Origin of the sequence: Streptomyces sp. NPDC050509 (assembly GCF_044457965.1) — a bacterium.
Classification (GTDB): domain Bacteria; phylum Actinomycetota; class Actinomycetes; order Streptomycetales; family Streptomycetaceae; genus Streptomyces.
On the sequence record NZ_JBITHL010000007.1, the window covers coordinates 404738 to 420910 of the forward strand.

13 protein-coding genes are annotated in these 16173 nt (G+C 70.8%); 8 read left to right on the forward strand and 5 right to left on the reverse strand.

The window, feature by feature from the left end; translation table 11 throughout:
* Positions 1 to 2 precede the first annotated feature (2 nt).
* The 5 genes from ACIBJC_RS22215 to ACIBJC_RS22235 form a co-directional block, all read right to left on the reverse strand.
* Complete coding sequence (locus ACIBJC_RS22215; protein WP_399295003.1) at positions 3 to 2777, reverse strand: Tat pathway signal sequence domain protein; 2775 nt, start codon at positions 2775 to 2777, stop codon at positions 3 to 5.
* A 133-nt stretch (positions 2778 to 2910) separates the two neighbouring features.
* Positions 2911 to 3531 carry a hypothetical protein gene (locus ACIBJC_RS22220; RefSeq protein ID WP_399295005.1) on the reverse strand — a complete coding sequence of 207 codons (621 nt, stop codon included), beginning with the start codon at positions 3529 to 3531 and terminating at the stop codon, positions 2911 to 2913.
* 9 nt (positions 3532 to 3540) lie between these two features.
* Complete coding sequence (locus ACIBJC_RS22225) at positions 3541 to 4488, reverse strand: carbohydrate ABC transporter permease (protein WP_399295007.1); 948 nt, start codon at positions 4486 to 4488, stop codon at positions 3541 to 3543.
* Entirely contained in the window at positions 4485 to 5486 is a 1002-nt protein-coding gene (locus tag ACIBJC_RS22230; RefSeq protein WP_399295009.1) for a carbohydrate ABC transporter permease, read from the reverse strand. Before ACIBJC_RS22230 ends, ACIBJC_RS22225 begins: the two co-directional genes overlap by 4 nt.
* Positions 5486 to 6769, reverse strand: coding sequence for an ABC transporter substrate-binding protein (locus tag ACIBJC_RS22235; protein ID WP_399295011.1), 1284 nt, complete (start codon positions 6767 to 6769; stop codon positions 5486 to 5488). The genes ACIBJC_RS22230 and ACIBJC_RS22235 overlap by 1 nt, the downstream gene beginning before the upstream one ends.
* A 214-nt stretch (positions 6770 to 6983) precedes the next feature.
* On the opposite strand from ACIBJC_RS22235, the gene ACIBJC_RS22240 reads away from it, so the two are divergent.
* The 8 genes from ACIBJC_RS22240 to ACIBJC_RS22275 all read left to right on the forward strand — a co-directional run bounded on the left by ACIBJC_RS22240 (position 6984) and on the right by ACIBJC_RS22275 (position 16136).
* A complete protein-coding gene (locus tag ACIBJC_RS22240; RefSeq protein WP_399295013.1) occupies positions 6984 to 7640 on the forward strand; it encodes a GntR family transcriptional regulator in 657 nt (218 codons plus the stop codon).
* Positions 7627 to 8538, forward strand: coding sequence for a dihydrodipicolinate synthase family protein (locus ACIBJC_RS22245; protein WP_399295015.1), 912 nt, complete (start codon positions 7627 to 7629; stop codon positions 8536 to 8538). The genes ACIBJC_RS22240 and ACIBJC_RS22245 overlap by 14 nt, the downstream gene beginning before the upstream one ends.
* Entirely contained in the window at positions 8535 to 10316 is a 1782-nt protein-coding gene (gene araD / locus ACIBJC_RS22250) for an L-arabinonate dehydratase (RefSeq protein ID WP_399295017.1), read from the forward strand. Before ACIBJC_RS22245 ends, araD begins: the two co-directional genes overlap by 4 nt.
* Positions 10317 to 10614: 298 nt before the next feature.
* Positions 10615 to 11568, forward strand: coding sequence for a carbohydrate ABC transporter permease (locus ACIBJC_RS22255; protein ID WP_399295019.1), 954 nt, complete (start codon positions 10615 to 10617; stop codon positions 11566 to 11568).
* Positions 11565 to 12470, forward strand: a complete 906-nt coding sequence (locus ACIBJC_RS22260; protein WP_399295021.1) for a carbohydrate ABC transporter permease — start codon at positions 11565 to 11567, stop codon at positions 12468 to 12470. Before ACIBJC_RS22255 ends, ACIBJC_RS22260 begins: the two co-directional genes overlap by 4 nt.
* Positions 12467 to 13720 (forward strand): Gfo/Idh/MocA family protein, encoded by a 1254-nt coding sequence (locus ACIBJC_RS22265; protein WP_399295023.1) that lies wholly within the window; start codon positions 12467 to 12469, stop codon positions 13718 to 13720. The genes ACIBJC_RS22260 and ACIBJC_RS22265 overlap by 4 nt, the downstream gene beginning before the upstream one ends.
* Positions 13717 to 14592, forward strand: a complete 876-nt coding sequence (locus ACIBJC_RS22270) for a PmoA family protein (RefSeq protein ID WP_399295025.1) — start codon at positions 13717 to 13719, stop codon at positions 14590 to 14592. Before ACIBJC_RS22265 ends, ACIBJC_RS22270 begins: the two co-directional genes overlap by 4 nt.
* Positions 14589 to 16136, forward strand: coding sequence for a family 43 glycosylhydrolase (locus ACIBJC_RS22275; RefSeq protein ID WP_399295027.1), 1548 nt, complete (start codon positions 14589 to 14591; stop codon positions 16134 to 16136). The genes ACIBJC_RS22270 and ACIBJC_RS22275 overlap by 4 nt, the downstream gene beginning before the upstream one ends.
* The last annotated feature ends 37 nt before the right edge of the window (positions 16137 to 16173 follow it).

Consider the following 16173-nt stretch of genomic DNA (forward strand, 5'->3'; position numbering starts at 1 on the left):
CCCTACTTCTTCGGGATGCTGTCGCCCACCAGTGCCAGGTTCTGGATCGCCGCCAGCCCGAACAGCGCCGTCTCGTTGCTGTTGACCCGCAGGTTCTCCCAGCCCGGTTCGAGCACGTCCGGGCCCTCGATGCGCTTCTTGTCCCAGACCATCGCCGAGGTGTACGCGTCGCTGTCGTAGAACTTCTGCCAGGCGCGCGCCGCCAGCTTCTCGTCGCCCAACTGGGCCGCCGCGTAGGCGTCCTGGCGCGAGTGGCCCTGGAAGAGGAGCAGGCTGCCGAAGTCGGAGCCGTACCGTTCGCGCTGTTCGGCCTTGGTCGCGTTGAAGTAGCGGCAGTAGTCCAGCCAGGCGTCCTTGAACGCCGGCAGGTCGATGAGGCCGATCAGCTCCGCGCACATCTCGACGAGGCCGAACATCGAGGAGAGGTGGGAGACGCTGACCACGGGTGTGCCGGGGACCGCGAACTTCCCGGTGTCCAGGTCGTAGAGCCCCGAGCCCTGGACGAAGCCGTTGGGCTGCGCGGCGATCGTCTCCATGGTGGAGCGCAGCCGCGCCTCGGCCTTGGCCGCCTGCGGGCCCCGGCGTTCCCACTCCGTGAGCCAGCCCGCCGCGAGCCCGCTCCAGTCGGTGCCGAAGCCGATCGACAGGGCGTTGCGGTCGGGCTCGTACGGCTCGGTGCGGATCTTGCGGATGGGGTCGAGGACGAGGAAGGTCTCGTCGGAGTCGACCTGCGCGCGCATCAGGTCGCCGACCCGTTCGTCCGCCGTGAGGAAGTAGTACGGGCGGCGGTAGACGGCGGTGGAGATGCGCTGCTGCTTGGCGCTGTCCGCGTAGTGCTGGACGCCGTGGCGCGTGCCCAGTCCCGCCCACTGGCCGAGGTGGTAGACGTCGACCTCGCCGGTGTGCCGGGTCAGCGCCTCGGCGAAGCGGAAGATGTCGGAGCGGCCCGAGCGGAGATAGGCGTACCAGAGCCAGAGGTCGGGCGAGAGTTCGGAGTTGTCCCAGGCGTAGCCGCCGACGTCGTACCGCCACTGGTGGCGGTTCTCGTCGTAGCTGTGCATGAAGTCGCCGTAGTCCCAGAAGCCGTACCAGCGGCGCTGCTCGACCTGCTCCTGGTAGTAGGTGAAGAGGAAGTCGAGCTGGTCCTCGATCTTCGCCTTCGCGGGTTCCGAGCGGTCGACGGGGGCGAACAGTCCGCCGAACACCCCTGCCCTGCTGAGGTCTTCGGCGCTCGCGGCGAGCTGCGGCGGGGTGCGTACGGCCTGCGACTGGGCGACGAGTTCGGCGGCGGTGGGGGTGGCCGCGTTGGCCCAGAACATCAGCTCGCTGGTGCGGGCGATGCCGTACGGGGTGCCGAAGCCCGGCTCGTAGTCCTCGTACGTGATGTTGAGGCCCTCGATCTGTTCGGGATAGGTGTCCTGGCCCATCCCGTCGTGGTAGAAGCGCAGGTCCATGGGGCGGGCCTCGGGCGACCAGAGCCAGAGGGTGACCTCGGCCTCGTCGCCCGCCGCGCCCCGGATGTCGAGCTGCGCGGGGTGCTTCTGCCAGAAGTCGCGGAGCCCGAAGGAGAGTCCGCCGCTCGCCCCGCCGACGTAACCGAAGCCGGAGGCCCGGCCGCCGCCGCCCGCCGTGATCCAGCCGTGGCCCGGTTTGGTGCGCTTGCGCAGGGTGAAGCCGTCGGCGGAGAGCTGGGAGAGGGTGTAGTCGCCCCAGGTGGGGATGTACTGCAGGCGGGTGGTGACCCGCTGGTCCCAGGTGGCCGGGTCGGGCAGCTTCTCGCCCTTGACCTGCGCGGCTCTGACGGCGGCGCCCGGGTCGCGGCGCAGTCCCGTGATGCCCTGGACGGCCTCGGTGAGGAAGCCCTTGCCCTCGCCGGCGACACGGATGTGGCGGTCGTACGCGGCGTCGCGCATCGGTACGGAGAAGCGGACGCCGAGGCCGCGGATGAAGTCGCCCTTCGTACGGCCCGCGGTCTGCTCGCCGTCGTAGGTGATGGTGTGGACCATACGGAAGGAGTCGGCGTTGGCGTAGAAGTAGAGCCGGACGCTGAAGGGCAGCCAACCGCGGCTCCCCCGGCGGTGTTTGCCGTCGATGCGGACCACCGCCCTGACGGGGCCGTCCTGTTCCACCTCGGCGGCGCCGATCTCGCCGTCGAACCGCTCCCACTTGGCGCTGCCCGCGTCGTCGAGGTCCAGATTGCCCAGTTCGCCCTGGCGCAGCAGGACCAGGCGGCCGTCGGTGGCGATCCTCGTGGTGCCCCGGGTCAGGGACTCGACGAGCTGGTCGCCGTCCCTGCGGATGACGGCCTTGACGACACCGGTGTCGACGGTGATCTTCCGCCGGGTCTCGGTGACGGTGACCTTCTTCGCGGGGGCGGCGGGCCGGCCCGCGGCGAGGGTGAAGCGCTCGGCGGCGGCGACCACGCCGGGGTCCGTGGACTCGATGCCGACGGCGTGGGCGGTCCACTTGAGGGAGCCGTCGGGCCAGTAGGCGGTGGGCCAGGTCTGTACGGGGACGGCCTCGCCGTCCCCGGTGGCGAGGGCGAACGCCGTGCCGGCCGGGTGGGCGCCGCGGGGCCACGGCACACCGAAGGTGGATCCTGGCGCGGCCCCGGGGCCCTCGTCCTCCAGCCAGCGGACCGTGACGGGGGCGTCGGCCGCCGCGGCGGAGGCCTCCGCGGCCTGGGCCTGGCTCCCGCCGAGCGCCCAACTGAACTGCGTGGCCGCGCCCGCGACGGTGGCGGCCTTGAGCAGGGACCTGCGAGGGATCGGTGACATCGGCAATCCTTCCTCGGCATTTGCATGCACATGACATATGCGGAGACGCGCGCCCCGCGCCGACCGGGGCGCGGGGCGCGGTTGCGGTTTGCGGTCGCGGTTTGCGGTCGCGGGTTCGGTTGCGGCAGGGAGGTCAGCCGGTACGGTGGCGGCGCTCCACGGCCAGCGCCGCGGCCGTCACCACGCCGAGTGCGGGCGCCGCCAGCGGGGTGGCGAACCACGCCGAGACCGGTACGACGGCGAGGCCGCAGATCAGCAGCAGCGACCCGGCGGGGTCCGCGACCGTACGGCGGGCCGCCGCGCGCAGCAGGACCCGCCACGACGCTCCGGGCCGCCATGACGCGGCGGCCCGCAGTCCGGCGACGCACACGCCGAGGAAGGCGAGCACCCCGACCGTGCCGGCGAAGGCGCCGCCGGGCAGCCCGGCCCGTACCACGGTGAGATCGGCCCAGAGCAGCCAGAGGGCCGCCCAGCCGACCGCCCCGACGAGCCAGCCGCGCCGGGCGGCGGAGCGCAGGTCCGCCAGGAACTCCCGCCGGGTGGCGGCCTCGTGGTCCAGCACCCGGCGCAGGTGGGAGGCGCCGGCGGCGAACGCCGCGGGGAAGGTGAGCAGGGGCAGCGAGGCCAGCGCGATCCACACGCCGGTGAGCAGGGCCTCGGCGAACACGGCGAACGCCCGCAGGAAGCGGGAGTCCTGGCGGGCCGTACGGCGCCGCTCGGCCCGGGCCTCGGAGAGGTGGACGGTCTGGCTCATCGCAGCGGCTCAGCCCTTCAGTCCGGAGGTCGCCATGCCGTCGATCAGGTAGCGCTGGAACGCCAGGAAGAAGAGCAGCACGGGGAGCAGGGCGATGAGCGACATCGCGATCATGCCGCCGTAGTTGGCGACCCCGTCCTGGTCGACGAACATCTTCAGTCCGAGGGAAACGGTGTACTTCTCGGGCTCGTTGAGATAGATCAGCGGGCCCATGAAGTCGTTCCACGCGTTGATGAAGGTGAAGATCGCGCTGGTGATCAGGGCGGGCCGGCAGAGCGGCAGCACGATCGACCAGTAGATCCGCGCGTGTCCGCAGCCGTCCAGCCGCGCCGCCTCGTCCAGCTCCTTCGGCAGGTTCCGCATGAACTGCATCATCAGGAAGACGAAGAAGGCGTCCGTGGCCAGATACTTGCCCAGCAGCAACGGCGTGTAGGTGTTGATGAGTTCGAGCTTCTGGAAGAGCACGTACTGCGGGATCAGCAGTACGTGGTACGGCAGCAGCAGCGTCCCGATCATGAGCGCGAAGAGCAGGTTGCGCCCCGCGAACCGGATCCGGGCGAAGGCATAGGCCGCCAGTGAGCACGAGATCAGCACCCCGGCGACGGAACCCAGGGCGAGGACCGTCGAGTTGACGAAGAAGGTGGTGATCGGGATGTCCGCGATACCGTCGGCGAGGCGCGTGTAGTTCTCGGTGATGGGGGCCACCGGGAAGAGGTCCAGGCTGCCCACGATCTGGTCGTTCGGCTTGAACGAGCCGCCGATCACCCAGAACACCGGGTAGAGGACGATCGCGAGGACGGCCAGCGAGCCGAGGTGCCAGGCCAGCGAGCCGGCGCTCCGGCGACGGAAGGCCGCCCGTACGGCCTCGGCCGGGTCCGGACCCGGCCCGGGCGATCCGGGCGGTACGGCCGGGCCGGGCGCCGGGCGCGGGGACGACTGCGTACGCGGTGTGCTCATCGGCTCGCCTCCTCGTAGTGCACCCAGCGTTTCTGGGACCAGAACAGCACCGCGGTCACCAGTCCGACCGCGAGCAGCAGCATCCAGGCCATGGCCGAGGCCATCCCCATCCGGCTGTTCTCGAAGCCCTGGATGTAGAGGTAACAGGTGTAGACGAGCGTGCCGTCGGCCGGGCCGCAGGTGCCGCCCGCGCCACCGAGGATGTAGGCGGAGCCGAAGATCTGGAACGAGTGGATGGTCTCCAGCAGGACGTTGAAGAAGAGCACCGGCGAGATCATCGGCAGGGTGATGTTCCAGAACCGGCGCAGCGGTCCCGCGCCGTCGACCTCCGCGGCCTCGTAGAGCGAGACCGGCACCTGCTTCAGCCCGGCGAGGAAGATCACCATGGGCGCGCCGAACTGCCAGACGGTGAGCGCCACCAGGCTGTACACGATCATGTCCGGGTCGCCGACCCAGCCGCCCGCCGGAAGGCCGAAGAGCCGCTGCGCCCGGTCGACCACGGCGTCGTCCGAGAAGATCGCCTTCCAGACGATGGCGATGGAGACGCTCGCCCCGATCAGGGACGGGGCGTAGAACGCGGCGCGGTAGAAGGCCTGTCCGCGGCGTTTCTGGCTGAGGAGCAGCGCGACGCCGAGGGCCGCCGCCAGTTTGAGCGGGGTGCCGACGACCACGTACCACAGCGTCAGGGAGACCGAGTGGCGCCAGCGGGCGTCCCCGAACATCTCGGTGAAGTTGTCGAACCCGATCCACTTCGGGGCGTCGAAGAGGTTGTAGTCGGTGAAGGCGAAGTAGAGCGAGGCGATCATCGGCCCCGCCGTGAGGATCAGGAAGCCCGCGATCCAGGGGGACATGAAGAGCAGGCCGGCCAGGTTCTCCCGGCGGCCCCGCCGTCGGGCGGCGGGGGGTCCGGGGCTGTCCTGGCCGGCCCATGTGGCCGCGCGGTCCCGGGCTCCGGGCTCCGCCGCGGTGGGCACCCCGCTCACCACCGTGGGTCCCATCAGGAGCCGAGCGCCGTGTTCGACTCGGTGAAGAACTGCTTCACCGCGTCGTCCACCGGCCGCTTGCCCAGGGCGAGTTCCTCGGCGATCCGCAGGAAGGCCGACTCGGCGACGTCCGCGCCCGCCGGGTGCGGGGTGATCGGCTCCAGCACGCCGGTGTCGACGAGCTGCTGCTCGTACGCGGCGATCCGCTGGTTCACCTCGTCGGTGGGCTTGAACGCCTCGTACTGGGCGGTGGTCGTGGGCACACCGCGGTCGTAGCCCATGATCTTCGCGACCTCGGGGTCGTGCACCATGAAGTTGATGAACTGGGCGACTTCCTTGGGGTGCTTGGTCCGCCGGGACCCGCTCAGCATCAGCGAGCCGAGGTACTGGCCCGTCTTCTTGCCGTCGGTCGTGGGGATCGGGGCGAGACCGTAGTCGCTCTTGCCCTCGGCGGTGTAGCGGACGGTGAAGTTGTCCCAGGTGAACTCCCCGGCGGCCAGTTGGGCGGCCACCGCGGACTTGGGCTTGATCTGCGCGATCTTCTTCGGGTCCGTGTAGACGCCCGACTTCACCCCGTCGTACGCCTTGGTCCACCACTGGGTGAGGTCGGCCTCGGTGAACCCGAGCCCGTCCTCGGTGAAGAACGCCTTGCCGTGCTGGCGGAGGTAGAGGTCGTAGAGGTACATGACGCCGTACATCCCGCTGTCGCCCGCCATGCCCTGGGTGTCGCGGATCTTGCGCATCGCGGCGTCGAAGTCGTCCCAGGTCCAGCCGGGCTTGGGGGCGATGCCCGCCTTCTCGTACACCTTCTCGTCGATGACCAGCGCCATGGAGTTGCTGCCGACCGGCACCCCGAGGAGCTTGCCGTCCACCTCGCCGAAGGTGTCGAGACCGGCCCGGAAGCCGTCCATGCTGAGGTTGCCCGCGCTCACCTGCTGCTTCAGGTCGAGCAGGACGTTCTTCTGGTCGTACTTGCGCAGGAAGCCGACGGCGTTCTGGAAGACGTCGGGCGGATTGCCGCCGGAGGCCTGGGTGTTGAACTTCTTCCAGAAGTCCAGGTAGGGCTGGAAGTCCGTCTTGACCTTGATCTTCGGGTACTTCTCCTCGAAGAGGGCGATCGTCCGGTTGATCCGCTTCGCGCGGTCCTCGGAGCCCCACCACGCGTACCGGATGGTGACGTTCCCGCCGCTCGATCCACTTCCGGAACCGCAGCCGGCCGCTGTGAGGCCGAGTGCGGCCAGTGAGCCGCCCGCGATTTTGAGCAGGCCGCGTCTGTCGACGCTCCCCGACGTAGGCATAGCTCGCCCCTCACTCCGAAAAATTGAATCGTTTTAGGTAAGCGCTTGCCGCTAGAAATTAAGGACCTGGAAGCCGCACGTCAATGGTTCGGACGATATCCGTCAAAGCGCTTACTACTTCCGTCGGAAGCATTGACGAAACATGAACGCGGACTTAGCTTCATCGCGTCGTACTTCGTACGTCATATATGAGACGCGAGATCTGAGAGCGCCCATGGCCTTCGCCCCGAGTCCGATCCCCTCCCGAACCCAGTACGTCCAGGAGGCGGTCAAGCACGCCATCCTGACCGGCGGGCTCAGTCCAGGTCAGCCCCTGGTCGAGACCGAGCTGGCCGCGCGGTTCGGGGTGTCGAAGACACCGGTGCGCGAAGCCCTCAAGACCCTGGCCGGCACCGGCCTGGTCGTCATGAGCCAGTACAAGGGCGCCACCGTCCGTACGGTCGATGCCGCGATGGCCCACGAGGTCTACGACGTACGGCTGCTGCTGGAACCGGCGGCGCTCCGGCGCTCCCTGGGCCGCGGCGCCTCGCTGGAGCCCGCCAGGGAAGCCCTCCTGCGCGCGGACCAGGCGGCCGACCGGGCCGAACGCTCCCTGGCCAACCGGGAGTTCCACCGGTCGCTCTATCTGCCCTGCGGCAATCCGCTGCTGGCCAGGATGCTCGACGATGTGCGCGACCAGGCGGCCCTCGTCTCCACGGTGGCCTGGGCCACCGTCCCGTCCTGGGAACGGGAGGCGGGCGAGCACCGCGAGATCCTGCGGCTCGCCCTCGCCGGTGACATCGACGGCGCGTCCGGCGCCCTCCACGACCACATCGCCTCGTTCCTGCACCGGGCGTTCCCCGAAGGAGAGACCACGCATGAAGAGCCCTGATCTCACATCGTCGCGGGACGCGCTCGCCGATGTCGTGGCGATCCCCGTGACACCGTTCACCGCCGACGACACCATCGACACCGCGGCACACCGCGCCCTGCTCCGCCGGCTGCTCGACGGCGGTGTCCGCACCCTCACCCCGAACGGCAACACCGGCGAGTACTACGCGCTCAGCCCCGACGAGCGGCGCGCCGTCACGGAGCTGACCGTCGAGGAGGCCGCGGGCGAGGCCGCGATCCTCGTCGGTATCGGCCTCGATGTGCCGACCGCCGTGGCCGCCGCCGAGCACGCGCGCGCCGCGGGCGCCGGGATGGTGATGGTCCACCAGCCCGTCCACCCCTATGTCTCGCAGGACGGCTGGATCGACTACCACCGCGCGATCGCCGACGCCGTACCGGAGCTGGGCGTCGTACCGTACATCCGCAACCCGCTGCTCAGCGGCGAAACCCTCGCCCGGCTCGGGGAGTTGTGCCCCAATGTCATCGGCGCGAAGTACGCCGTGCCGGACGCCGCGCGGTTCGCCGCCTTCGCCCGGGACGCGGGGCTCGAACGCTTCGTGTGGGTCGCGGGCCTCGCCGAGCTGTACGCCCCCTCCTACTTCGCGGGCGGCGCGACCGGCTTCACCTCCGGTCTCGTCAATGTCGCCCCCGCGGTCTCGCTGGGGATGCTGGAGGCGCTGCGCGCCGGGGACTACGCGGGCGCCATGAAGGTCTGGGAGCAGATCAGGCCCTTCGAGGAGCTGCGGGCCGCGCACCAGTCCGCCGACAACGTGACGGTGGTCAAGGAGGCGCTGGCCGCGCTGGACCTGTGCCGTCGGGACATCCGCCCGCCGAGCCGGGCCCTGCCCGAGGAGCAGCGGTCGGCGGTCGCTTCGCTGATCGCGGGGTGGGCGATATGACCCGCGACCCGGGACCCGCCGCCGGGGAAGCGACCGGGGAGACGGCCGGGGAGGAAGCCGCCGTACGCCCCGAGGAACTGCGCAGCCACCAGTGGTGGGGGACGGACGGGCTGCGCTCGTTCAGCCACCGCGCCCGCACCCGCCAGCTCGGCTACCTCCCCGAGGAGCACCTGGGCAAGCCGGTCGTCGCGATCCTCAACACCTGGTCCGACATCAACCCGTGCCATGTCCATCTGCGGGACCGCGCCCAGGCGGTGAAGCGCGGAGTGTGGCAGGCGGGCGGCTTCCCGCTGGAGTTCCCCGTCGCGACGCTCTCCGAGACGTTCCAGAAGCCGACGCCGATGCTCTACCGCAACATGCTGGCGATGGAGACGGAGGAGCTGCTGCGCTCGTACCCCGTCGACGGCGCGGTGCTGCTCGGCGGCTGCGACAAGTCGACGCCCGCGCTGCTGATGGGCGCGGCGAGTGTGGATCTGCCGACCGTGTTCGTCCCGGCGGGGCCGATGCTGCCGGGGCACTGGCGCAACGAGGTCCTCGGCTCGGGCACCGACATGTGGAAGTACTGGGACGACAAGCGGGCCGGACTGATCGGCGACGCCGAGATGGCCGAGCTGGAGAACAGTCTCGCCCGCTCCCCCGGCACCTGTATGACGATGGGGACGGCCTCCACGCTCACCGCCGCCGCCGAAGCGCTCGGGGTGACGATGCCGGGGGCCTCCTCGATCCCGGCCGTCGACTCCGGGCACGACCGGATGGCCGCCGCCTCCGGGCGGCGGATCGTCGAGCTGGTCCGCAGCGGTCTGCGGCTGTCGAAGCTGCTGACCCGGGAGGCGTACGAGGACGCGGTCGCCACGGTGCTCGCGCTGGGCGGCTCCACCAACGCGGTCATCCATCTCATCGCGATGGCGGGCCGCTCGGGACTGCGGCTCACGCTCGACGACTTCGACCGGATCGCCAGGACCGTACCGGTACTCGCGAACCTCCGGCCCGGCGGCCAGTACCTCATGGAGGACTTCTACTTCGCGGGCGGCCTGCCCGCCTTCCTGAGCCGGCTCACCGATGTCCTGCACCTGGACCGGCCGACCGTCGCCCACACCACCATGCGGGAACAGCTCGCCGGCGCGCTCGTCCACAACCCGGAGGTGATCCGCCCCCGGGAGAAGCCGCTCGCGTCCGAGGGCGGGGTGGCGGTGCTGCGAGGCAATCTCTGCCCCGACGGCGCGGTCATCAAACACATCGCCGCCGAGCCGGGACTCCTCGAACACACCGGTCCCGCCGTGGTCTTCGACGACTACCGGACCATGCAGCGGACCATCAACGACCCCGCGCTCGCGATCACCCCCGACCATGTGCTGGTGCTGCGCAACTCCGGGCCCAAGGGCGGCCCGGGGATGCCCGAGTACGGGATGCTGCCGATCCCCGACTACCTGCTCAAGCAGGGTGTACGGGACATGGTGCGGCTCTCCGACGCCCGGATGAGCGGCACGAGTTACGGCGCCTGTGTCCTGCACATCGCGCCCGAGTCGTACGTCGGCGGGCCGCTCGCCCTGGTCCGCACCGGCGACCTCATCACCCTGGACGTCGCCGCCCGCAGCCTCCATCTGCACGTGAGTGACGAGGAGTTGGCACTGCGCCGGGACGGGTGGACCGCGCCCGAGCCCCGCTACCAGCGCGGTTACGGCGCCCTCTACGACGAGCAGATCACGCAGGCCGACACCGGCTGCGACTTCGCCTTTCTCGCCAGGCCGGGCGAGGTGCCCGACCCGTACGTCGGCTGAGAGGCTTTCGGATGACCTTCGATCGGATAGCGGACGCGGCCTGGTGCGTGCGATTCCAAGGCGGAGAAAGGAGTCGACGCGGAGCGTCGGCGACTGACGACAACGCCGGAAGCGTGCGTGCCAGGGCGTGGCCGCCCGGTCAGAGGTCACCCGACAGGCTCTGAGCCGACCGCAGCGTCGCCGGTCGGCCGAGCCGACCACCACGTCGCCCCGCGCGACCATCCCCGCACACCGCCGGGTCCGATCCGTCGGACCCTGTCTGCGAAAGCGCTTCACCCACCGAACGGAGAAGCAAGTCATGGCCTCTGCTGTGGCGCAGGACTCAGGGGCGCCGCCCCAGGCCCCCCGGCCCCGTAAGCCGGGGCGCCGTACCGGAGCGACACCACGCCGCCTCCCGTATCTGCTGATCGCCCCCGCCGGACTGCTGATGCTGGGCTTCATCGCCTATCCGATGCTCAGCGTCTTCTACTACAGCCTCCAGAACTACAACGCCACCAAGCCCTGGCGGAACGGTTTCGCGGGCCTCGACAACTTCCGGCGGATCTTCACCGACGACCCGCTGTTCTGGGACAGTCTGATCTTCAGCGGCAAGTGGGTCGTCACCGAGGTCAGTCTCCAACTGGCCTTCGGTCTGATCCTGGCGCTGCTGGTCAACCAGACGTTCCTGGGCCGGGCCGTGGCCCGCGCGCTGGTCTTCTCACCGTGGGCGGTCTCCGGCGTCCTGACCACCACGATCTGGCTGCTGCTCTACAACCCCTCGACGGGCGTGGGGCGTTACCTCGCGGACGCGGGCATCGGCGAGTACGGCTCCTCCGTGCTCTCCGACACCGGGACCGTCTTCTGGGCGGCCGTCCTCGCCGAACTCTGGCGCGGCGTACCGTTCTTCGCGATCCTCATCCTCGCGGACCTCCAGTCCATCCCGGGCGATCTGTACGAGGCCGCCTCGGTCGACGGCGCCAACCGGTTCCAGCAGTTCATCCACATCACACTGCCCCACCTCAGGGACGCGATCATCCTCTCCACCCTGCTCAGGGCGGTGTGGGAGTTCAACAACGTGGACCTGCTGCTCACCCTCACCAAGGGCGGTCCCGCCGGTGTCACCACCACACTGCCGCTGTATGTCGCGGTCACCGGTTTCGAGGCACACGACTTCGGCTATGCCACCGCGCTGACCACCGTCGCCTTCGCGATCCTCCTCTTCTGCTCGATTCTCTATCTGCGCCTGAGCAAGTTCGGAGGCGATCACAAGTGACCACCGCCCTCGCCGAGAAAGGCCTGAGCGACGTGTCCGCGAGCGACGGCCCGGTGCCCCCGCCCCGGCGGCGCCGACGCCGCGAACGCCGGTTCGACGACGTCCCCCGGTGGCAGATCTATCTGCCGCTCGGCCTCTATCTCCTCTTCACCCTCGTGCCGTTCTACTGGATGGTGCTGTTCTCGCTGCGGCCCGCCGGATCCACCTCGCTGGTGCCCTGGCCGATGACCTTCGACCACTTCGAGAAGGTCTGGAACGAGCGCAGTTTCTCCGTCTTCTTCCAGAACAGCGCGCTGATCGGCGTCTTCACCCTGATCTGTACGACGGGGGTCGCACTGGCCGGCGGTTACGCCCTGGCCCGCTTCAACTTCCGTATCAAGCAGGGCTTCATGCTGGCGCTGCTCTGCTCGCAGTTCATCCCGGGCGCGCTGATGCTGGTGCCGCTCTTCCAGATCTTCAAGAACCTCCAGCTCATCAACTCACCCGTGAGCGTGGTCCTCGCGGAGACGGTCTTCCAGCTCCCGCTGTCGATCATCCTGATCAGCGGCTTCATCAAGAACGTCCCGTACTCCCTGGAGGAGGCGGCCTGGGTGGACGGCTGCTCGCGGCTCCAGGCGTTCCGCATCGTCGTGCTGCCGATGCTGCGTCCTGGGCTGATCGCCGTGGGCTCCTTCGCCTTCGTGCACAGTTGGAACCACTTCCTCTTCGCGCTGATGTTCCTGATGGACCAGGACAAGCAGACGATCCCGGTCGGGCTCTCCACCCTCATCGGCTCGGACAGTGTGGACTTCGGCGCGCTGGCGGCGGGCGGTGTGATCTCCGCGGTGCCGGTCGTCATCGTCTTCGCGTTCATCCAGAAGTGGCTGATCAGCGGCTTCAGCGCGGGGGCGGTGAAGGGATGAGCCACCCCGTTGCCCCGCAGACCGGCCCGCTGCCCGTCGTCCTGGCCGGGGCGCGCGGCCACGGCCGTACCCACCTCGTCAACATCCACCGGCTCGAACAGGCCGGTCTGGTACGGCTCGTGGGCATCTGCGAGCTGAAACCGCTGAGCGAGGAGGAGCTGGCCGGCTTCGGCGCCCCCGAGCAGTCGGACGACTTCGCCGGGCTGCTGGAGCGTACGGGCGCGCGGATCGCCGTGCTGTGCACCCCCATCCACACGCACACCGAACTCGCGCTCGTCGCAGCCGACCACGGGGTGCACACCCTGCTGGAGAAGCCGACCACACCGTCGTACGGGGAGTACGAGCGGCTCCTCGCCGGGCTGGCCGAGCGGGGCACCGCCTGCCAGGTCGGTTTCCAGTCGCTCGGCTCGCACGCCCTCGACGCCATCGCGCGCCTCGTCGCGGACGGCGCGATCGGTGCCGTACGCGGGATCGGCGCGGCCGGTGCGTGGGTACGGGACGACGCGTACCACCGCCGGGTGCCATGGGCCGGACGGCGCTCCCTGAACGGGCGGGACGTCGTGGACGGGGTGCTCACCAACCCGCTCGCCCACGCCGTCGCGACCGCGCTGCGCCTCGACGGCAGCGAACGGGCCGAGGACATCGCCGAGATCGAGCTGGAGCAGTTCCGGGCCAACGACATCGAGGCAGACGACACGAGCTGTCTGCGGGTACGGACGGCCAGGGGCACCCGGATCACGGTCGCCGTCACCCTCTGCGCGGAGCGGGCCGGGGAGCCGTACGTCGTGGTGCACGGCAGCCGGGGCCGGATCACCTTCTGGTACAAGGAGGACCGGGTCCTGGTGGAACGTACGGACGGCGGCACGGCCGGCGGTGCGGGCGGGGACGGCGGGGCGGGCGCGGGCGTGGGCCTGGGCAGTGGCTCCGCAACGGATCCGGCGGCCGGGACCGTCCACGGCCGTACGGACCTGCTGGAGAACCTGGTCGCGCATCTGCGTGACGGTACGGAACTGCTGGTACCGGCCCCGCGCACCGGCGCCTTCATGCGGATCGTCGAGGCCATCAGGACCGGCCCGCTGCCCACCCCGCTGCCCGCGGACGCCTGGTACGGCGTGCCGGGCGAGAAGGCGCCGCGCCGCGTCGTCAAGGGCATCGACGCGCTGGTCGCGGCGAGCGCGGACACCCTCTCCACCTTTTCCGAACTGGGCGCGGCCTGGGCCACGCCACCGACGGAGGTGCACCCCCGATGAGCGAGGCACAGGTCTCCCGAGCCCCCGCGGTCACGACGCTGCGCTGCGACACCCGCCCGGTGGCCGGTTACCACCACCGGCCCGCGGCGCTCCCGGCGACGCTCGCACCCCGCCCGTACCTGCACCCCGTACGGACCCTCGGCGGCGTCACCGTCACCGAGCTGCGCCCCGCCGACCACGCACACCACCTCGGGGTGTCGATGGCCGTGCCGGACGTGTCGGGCGTCAACTTCTGGGGCGGCCGGACGTACGTACGCGACGAGGGTCCTGTGGCGCTCGACAACCACGGCGCGCAGGAGCACACCGGCTGGCTGCTGCGGGACCCGGACGGCTGTGTGCAGGAGCTGTCCTGGACACGGGAGGGGCGTGAACTCCTCAAGGAGCGGCGCACGATCAGTGTGCTCGCGCTCTCCGCCAGTGCCTGGGCCCTCGACTTCACCTCGGCGCTGACCAACGTCTCCGGCGGGGACCTGTCCTTCGGCAGCCCGGCCACCAACGGGCGGCCGGGCGCGGGGTACGGCGGCTTCTTCTGGCGGGCCCCGAAGGAGGACGCGGCGGACCCGGAGCCCGAGGTGTTCACCCAGGCCGCTTCCGGGGAGGCCGCGGTGCACGGGACCACCGCGGAGTGGCTGGCGCTCGCGGGACGGGAGTGGACGCTGGTCTTCGCCGGGGCCAACGAGGAGACCCGGCAGGACCCCTGGTTCGTCCGCACCGGCCAGTACCCGGGGGTGGGCTCCTCGCTGGCCTGGGGACGGCGGCTGCCGCTGGCCGCGGGCGGCAGCCTGTCGCGGCGGATCGTCACGGTCGTCGCGGACGGCCGGCTCGGCCGCCAGGACGCGGCGGCCCTGGCCCGTAAGGCGGTGGCGGCATGAGCCTGCCGTGGACGGCGGACCTCGGCGACGGCACGTACCGCAACCCGGTGCTGGCCTCCGACTGGTCCGACCCGGACGTGATCCGGGTCGGGGACGACTACTACCTCACCGCCTCCAGCTTCGGCCGGGTGCCGGGACTGCCGCTGCTGCACTCCCGCGATCTCGTCAACTGGTCGCTGGTGGGGCATGCGTTGGAGCGGCTGGAGCCGGCCGAGGCGTTCGCCGTGCCCCGGCACGACTGCGGGGTGTGGGCGCCCGCGCTCCGGCACCACGACGGCCGGTTCTGGATCTTCTGGGGCGACCCGGACCACGGCGTCTTCCAGATCAACGCCCCTGACATAACGGGGCCTTGGAGCAGCCCGCACCTCCTCAAGGCGGGCAAGGGCCTGATCGACGCCTGCCCGCTGTGGGACGAGGAGACCGGCGAGGCGTATCTCGTGCACGCCTGGGCCAAGTCCCGGTCGGGGGTGAAGAACCGGCTGACCGGACACCGGATGAGCCCGGACGGACGGGAACTGCTCGACGAGGGCAGGACGGTGGTGGACGGGGACCGGCTGCCCGGCTGGTTCACCCTGGAGGGGCCGAAGCTCTACCGACGCGACGGCTGGTACTGGATTCTGGCGCCCGCCGGCGGGGTCACCACCGGCTGGCAAGGGGCCTTCCGGGCCCGGGAGTTCTTCGGACCGTACGAGGAGCGGGTCGTCCTCGCCCAGGGGCGTACGGAGATCAACGGACCGCACCAGGGCGCCTGGGTGACGGGCGCCACGGGCGACGGCGACTGGTTCCTGCACTTCCAGGAACGCGGCGCGTACGGGCGGGTCGTGCACCTCCAGCCGCTGCGCTGGGACGACGACGGCTGGCCGGTCGTCGGGGCGGACGGCGAGCCCGTCCTCGTCCACCCGAAGCCCGCCCTCCCCGCGCGTGCGGCCACGCCGCCCGTGGAGGCGCCCGCCAGTGACGACGACTTCCCCGGCGGACGCTTCGGGCCGCAGTGGCAGTGGACCGCGAACCCGCGGCCCGGCTGGACGCACCCGCACCCGGGGGACGGGCTGCGGCTGGCCTGCCTGCGGACGGCGGACGCGCACGATCTGCGGCTGCTTCCCGGTGTGCTGGTGCAGCGGCTGCCCGCCGAGACGTTCACGGTCACCGTCGGACTCTCCCTGGAGTCCACCGAGCACGGGGCGAAGGCAGGTCTCGCCGTGCTCGGTGACGCCTTCTCCTGGATCGGCCTCGAACGCGGCGCCGACGGCTCGGTCACCCTCGTCCACCGCTTCGCGGAGACCGGCGCGCCGCACGAACGGGACGCCGCCGCCCCGCGCCCGGCGCCCGGCGGACACGCCGTGCTGCGGATCGAGGTCGCCCCGGGCGCGCGCTGCCGCTTCGCCGCGGATACGGGGGACGGCTTCCGCCCCTCGGGCCAGGTCTTCGCGGCCACGCCCTGGCGCTGGGTCGGCGCGCTGCTGGGGCTGTTCGCCACGGCGCCGCCCGGTGGGGAGGGGGCGGCCGGGACAGCCGCCTTCGCCACGTTCCGTACGACCGCGTGACCCGCAGGACCGACCGACCTGTACGACCCGCCTGACC

Excerpts from the sequence above, each read along its gene's own strand:
- ACIBJC_RS22270 (WP_399295025.1), top strand. The coding sequence starts at position 13,717 with ATGAGCGAGGCACAGGTCTCCCGAGCCCCCGCGGTCACGACGCTGCGC.
- ACIBJC_RS22220 (WP_399295005.1), bottom strand. The coding sequence starts at position 3,531 with ATGAGCCAGACCGTCCACCTCTCCGAGGCCCGGGCCGAGCGGCGCCGT.
- ACIBJC_RS22215 (WP_399295003.1), bottom strand. The coding sequence starts at position 2,777 with ATGTCACCGATCCCTCGCAGGTCCCTGCTCAAGGCCGCCACCGTCGCG.
- ACIBJC_RS22265 (WP_399295023.1), top strand. The coding sequence starts at position 12,467 with ATGAGCCACCCCGTTGCCCCGCAGACCGGCCCGCTGCCCGTCGTCCTG.
- ACIBJC_RS22235 (WP_399295011.1), bottom strand. The coding sequence starts at position 6,769 with ATGCCTACGTCGGGGAGCGTCGACAGACGCGGCCTGCTCAAAATCGCG.
- ACIBJC_RS22230 (WP_399295009.1), bottom strand. The coding sequence starts at position 5,486 with ATGGGACCCACGGTGGTGAGCGGGGTGCCCACCGCGGCGGAGCCCGGA.
- ACIBJC_RS22275 (WP_399295027.1), top strand. The coding sequence starts at position 14,589 with ATGAGCCTGCCGTGGACGGCGGACCTCGGCGACGGCACGTACCGCAAC.
- ACIBJC_RS22245 (WP_399295015.1), top strand. The coding sequence starts at position 7,627 with ATGAAGAGCCCTGATCTCACATCGTCGCGGGACGCGCTCGCCGATGTC.
- ACIBJC_RS22240 (WP_399295013.1), top strand. The coding sequence starts at position 6,984 with ATGGCCTTCGCCCCGAGTCCGATCCCCTCCCGAACCCAGTACGTCCAG.
- ACIBJC_RS22225 (WP_399295007.1), bottom strand. The coding sequence starts at position 4,488 with ATGAGCACACCGCGTACGCAGTCGTCCCCGCGCCCGGCGCCCGGCCCG.
- araD (WP_399295017.1), top strand. The coding sequence starts at position 8,535 with ATGACCCGCGACCCGGGACCCGCCGCCGGGGAAGCGACCGGGGAGACG.
- ACIBJC_RS22255 (WP_399295019.1), top strand. The coding sequence starts at position 10,615 with ATGGCCTCTGCTGTGGCGCAGGACTCAGGGGCGCCGCCCCAGGCCCCC.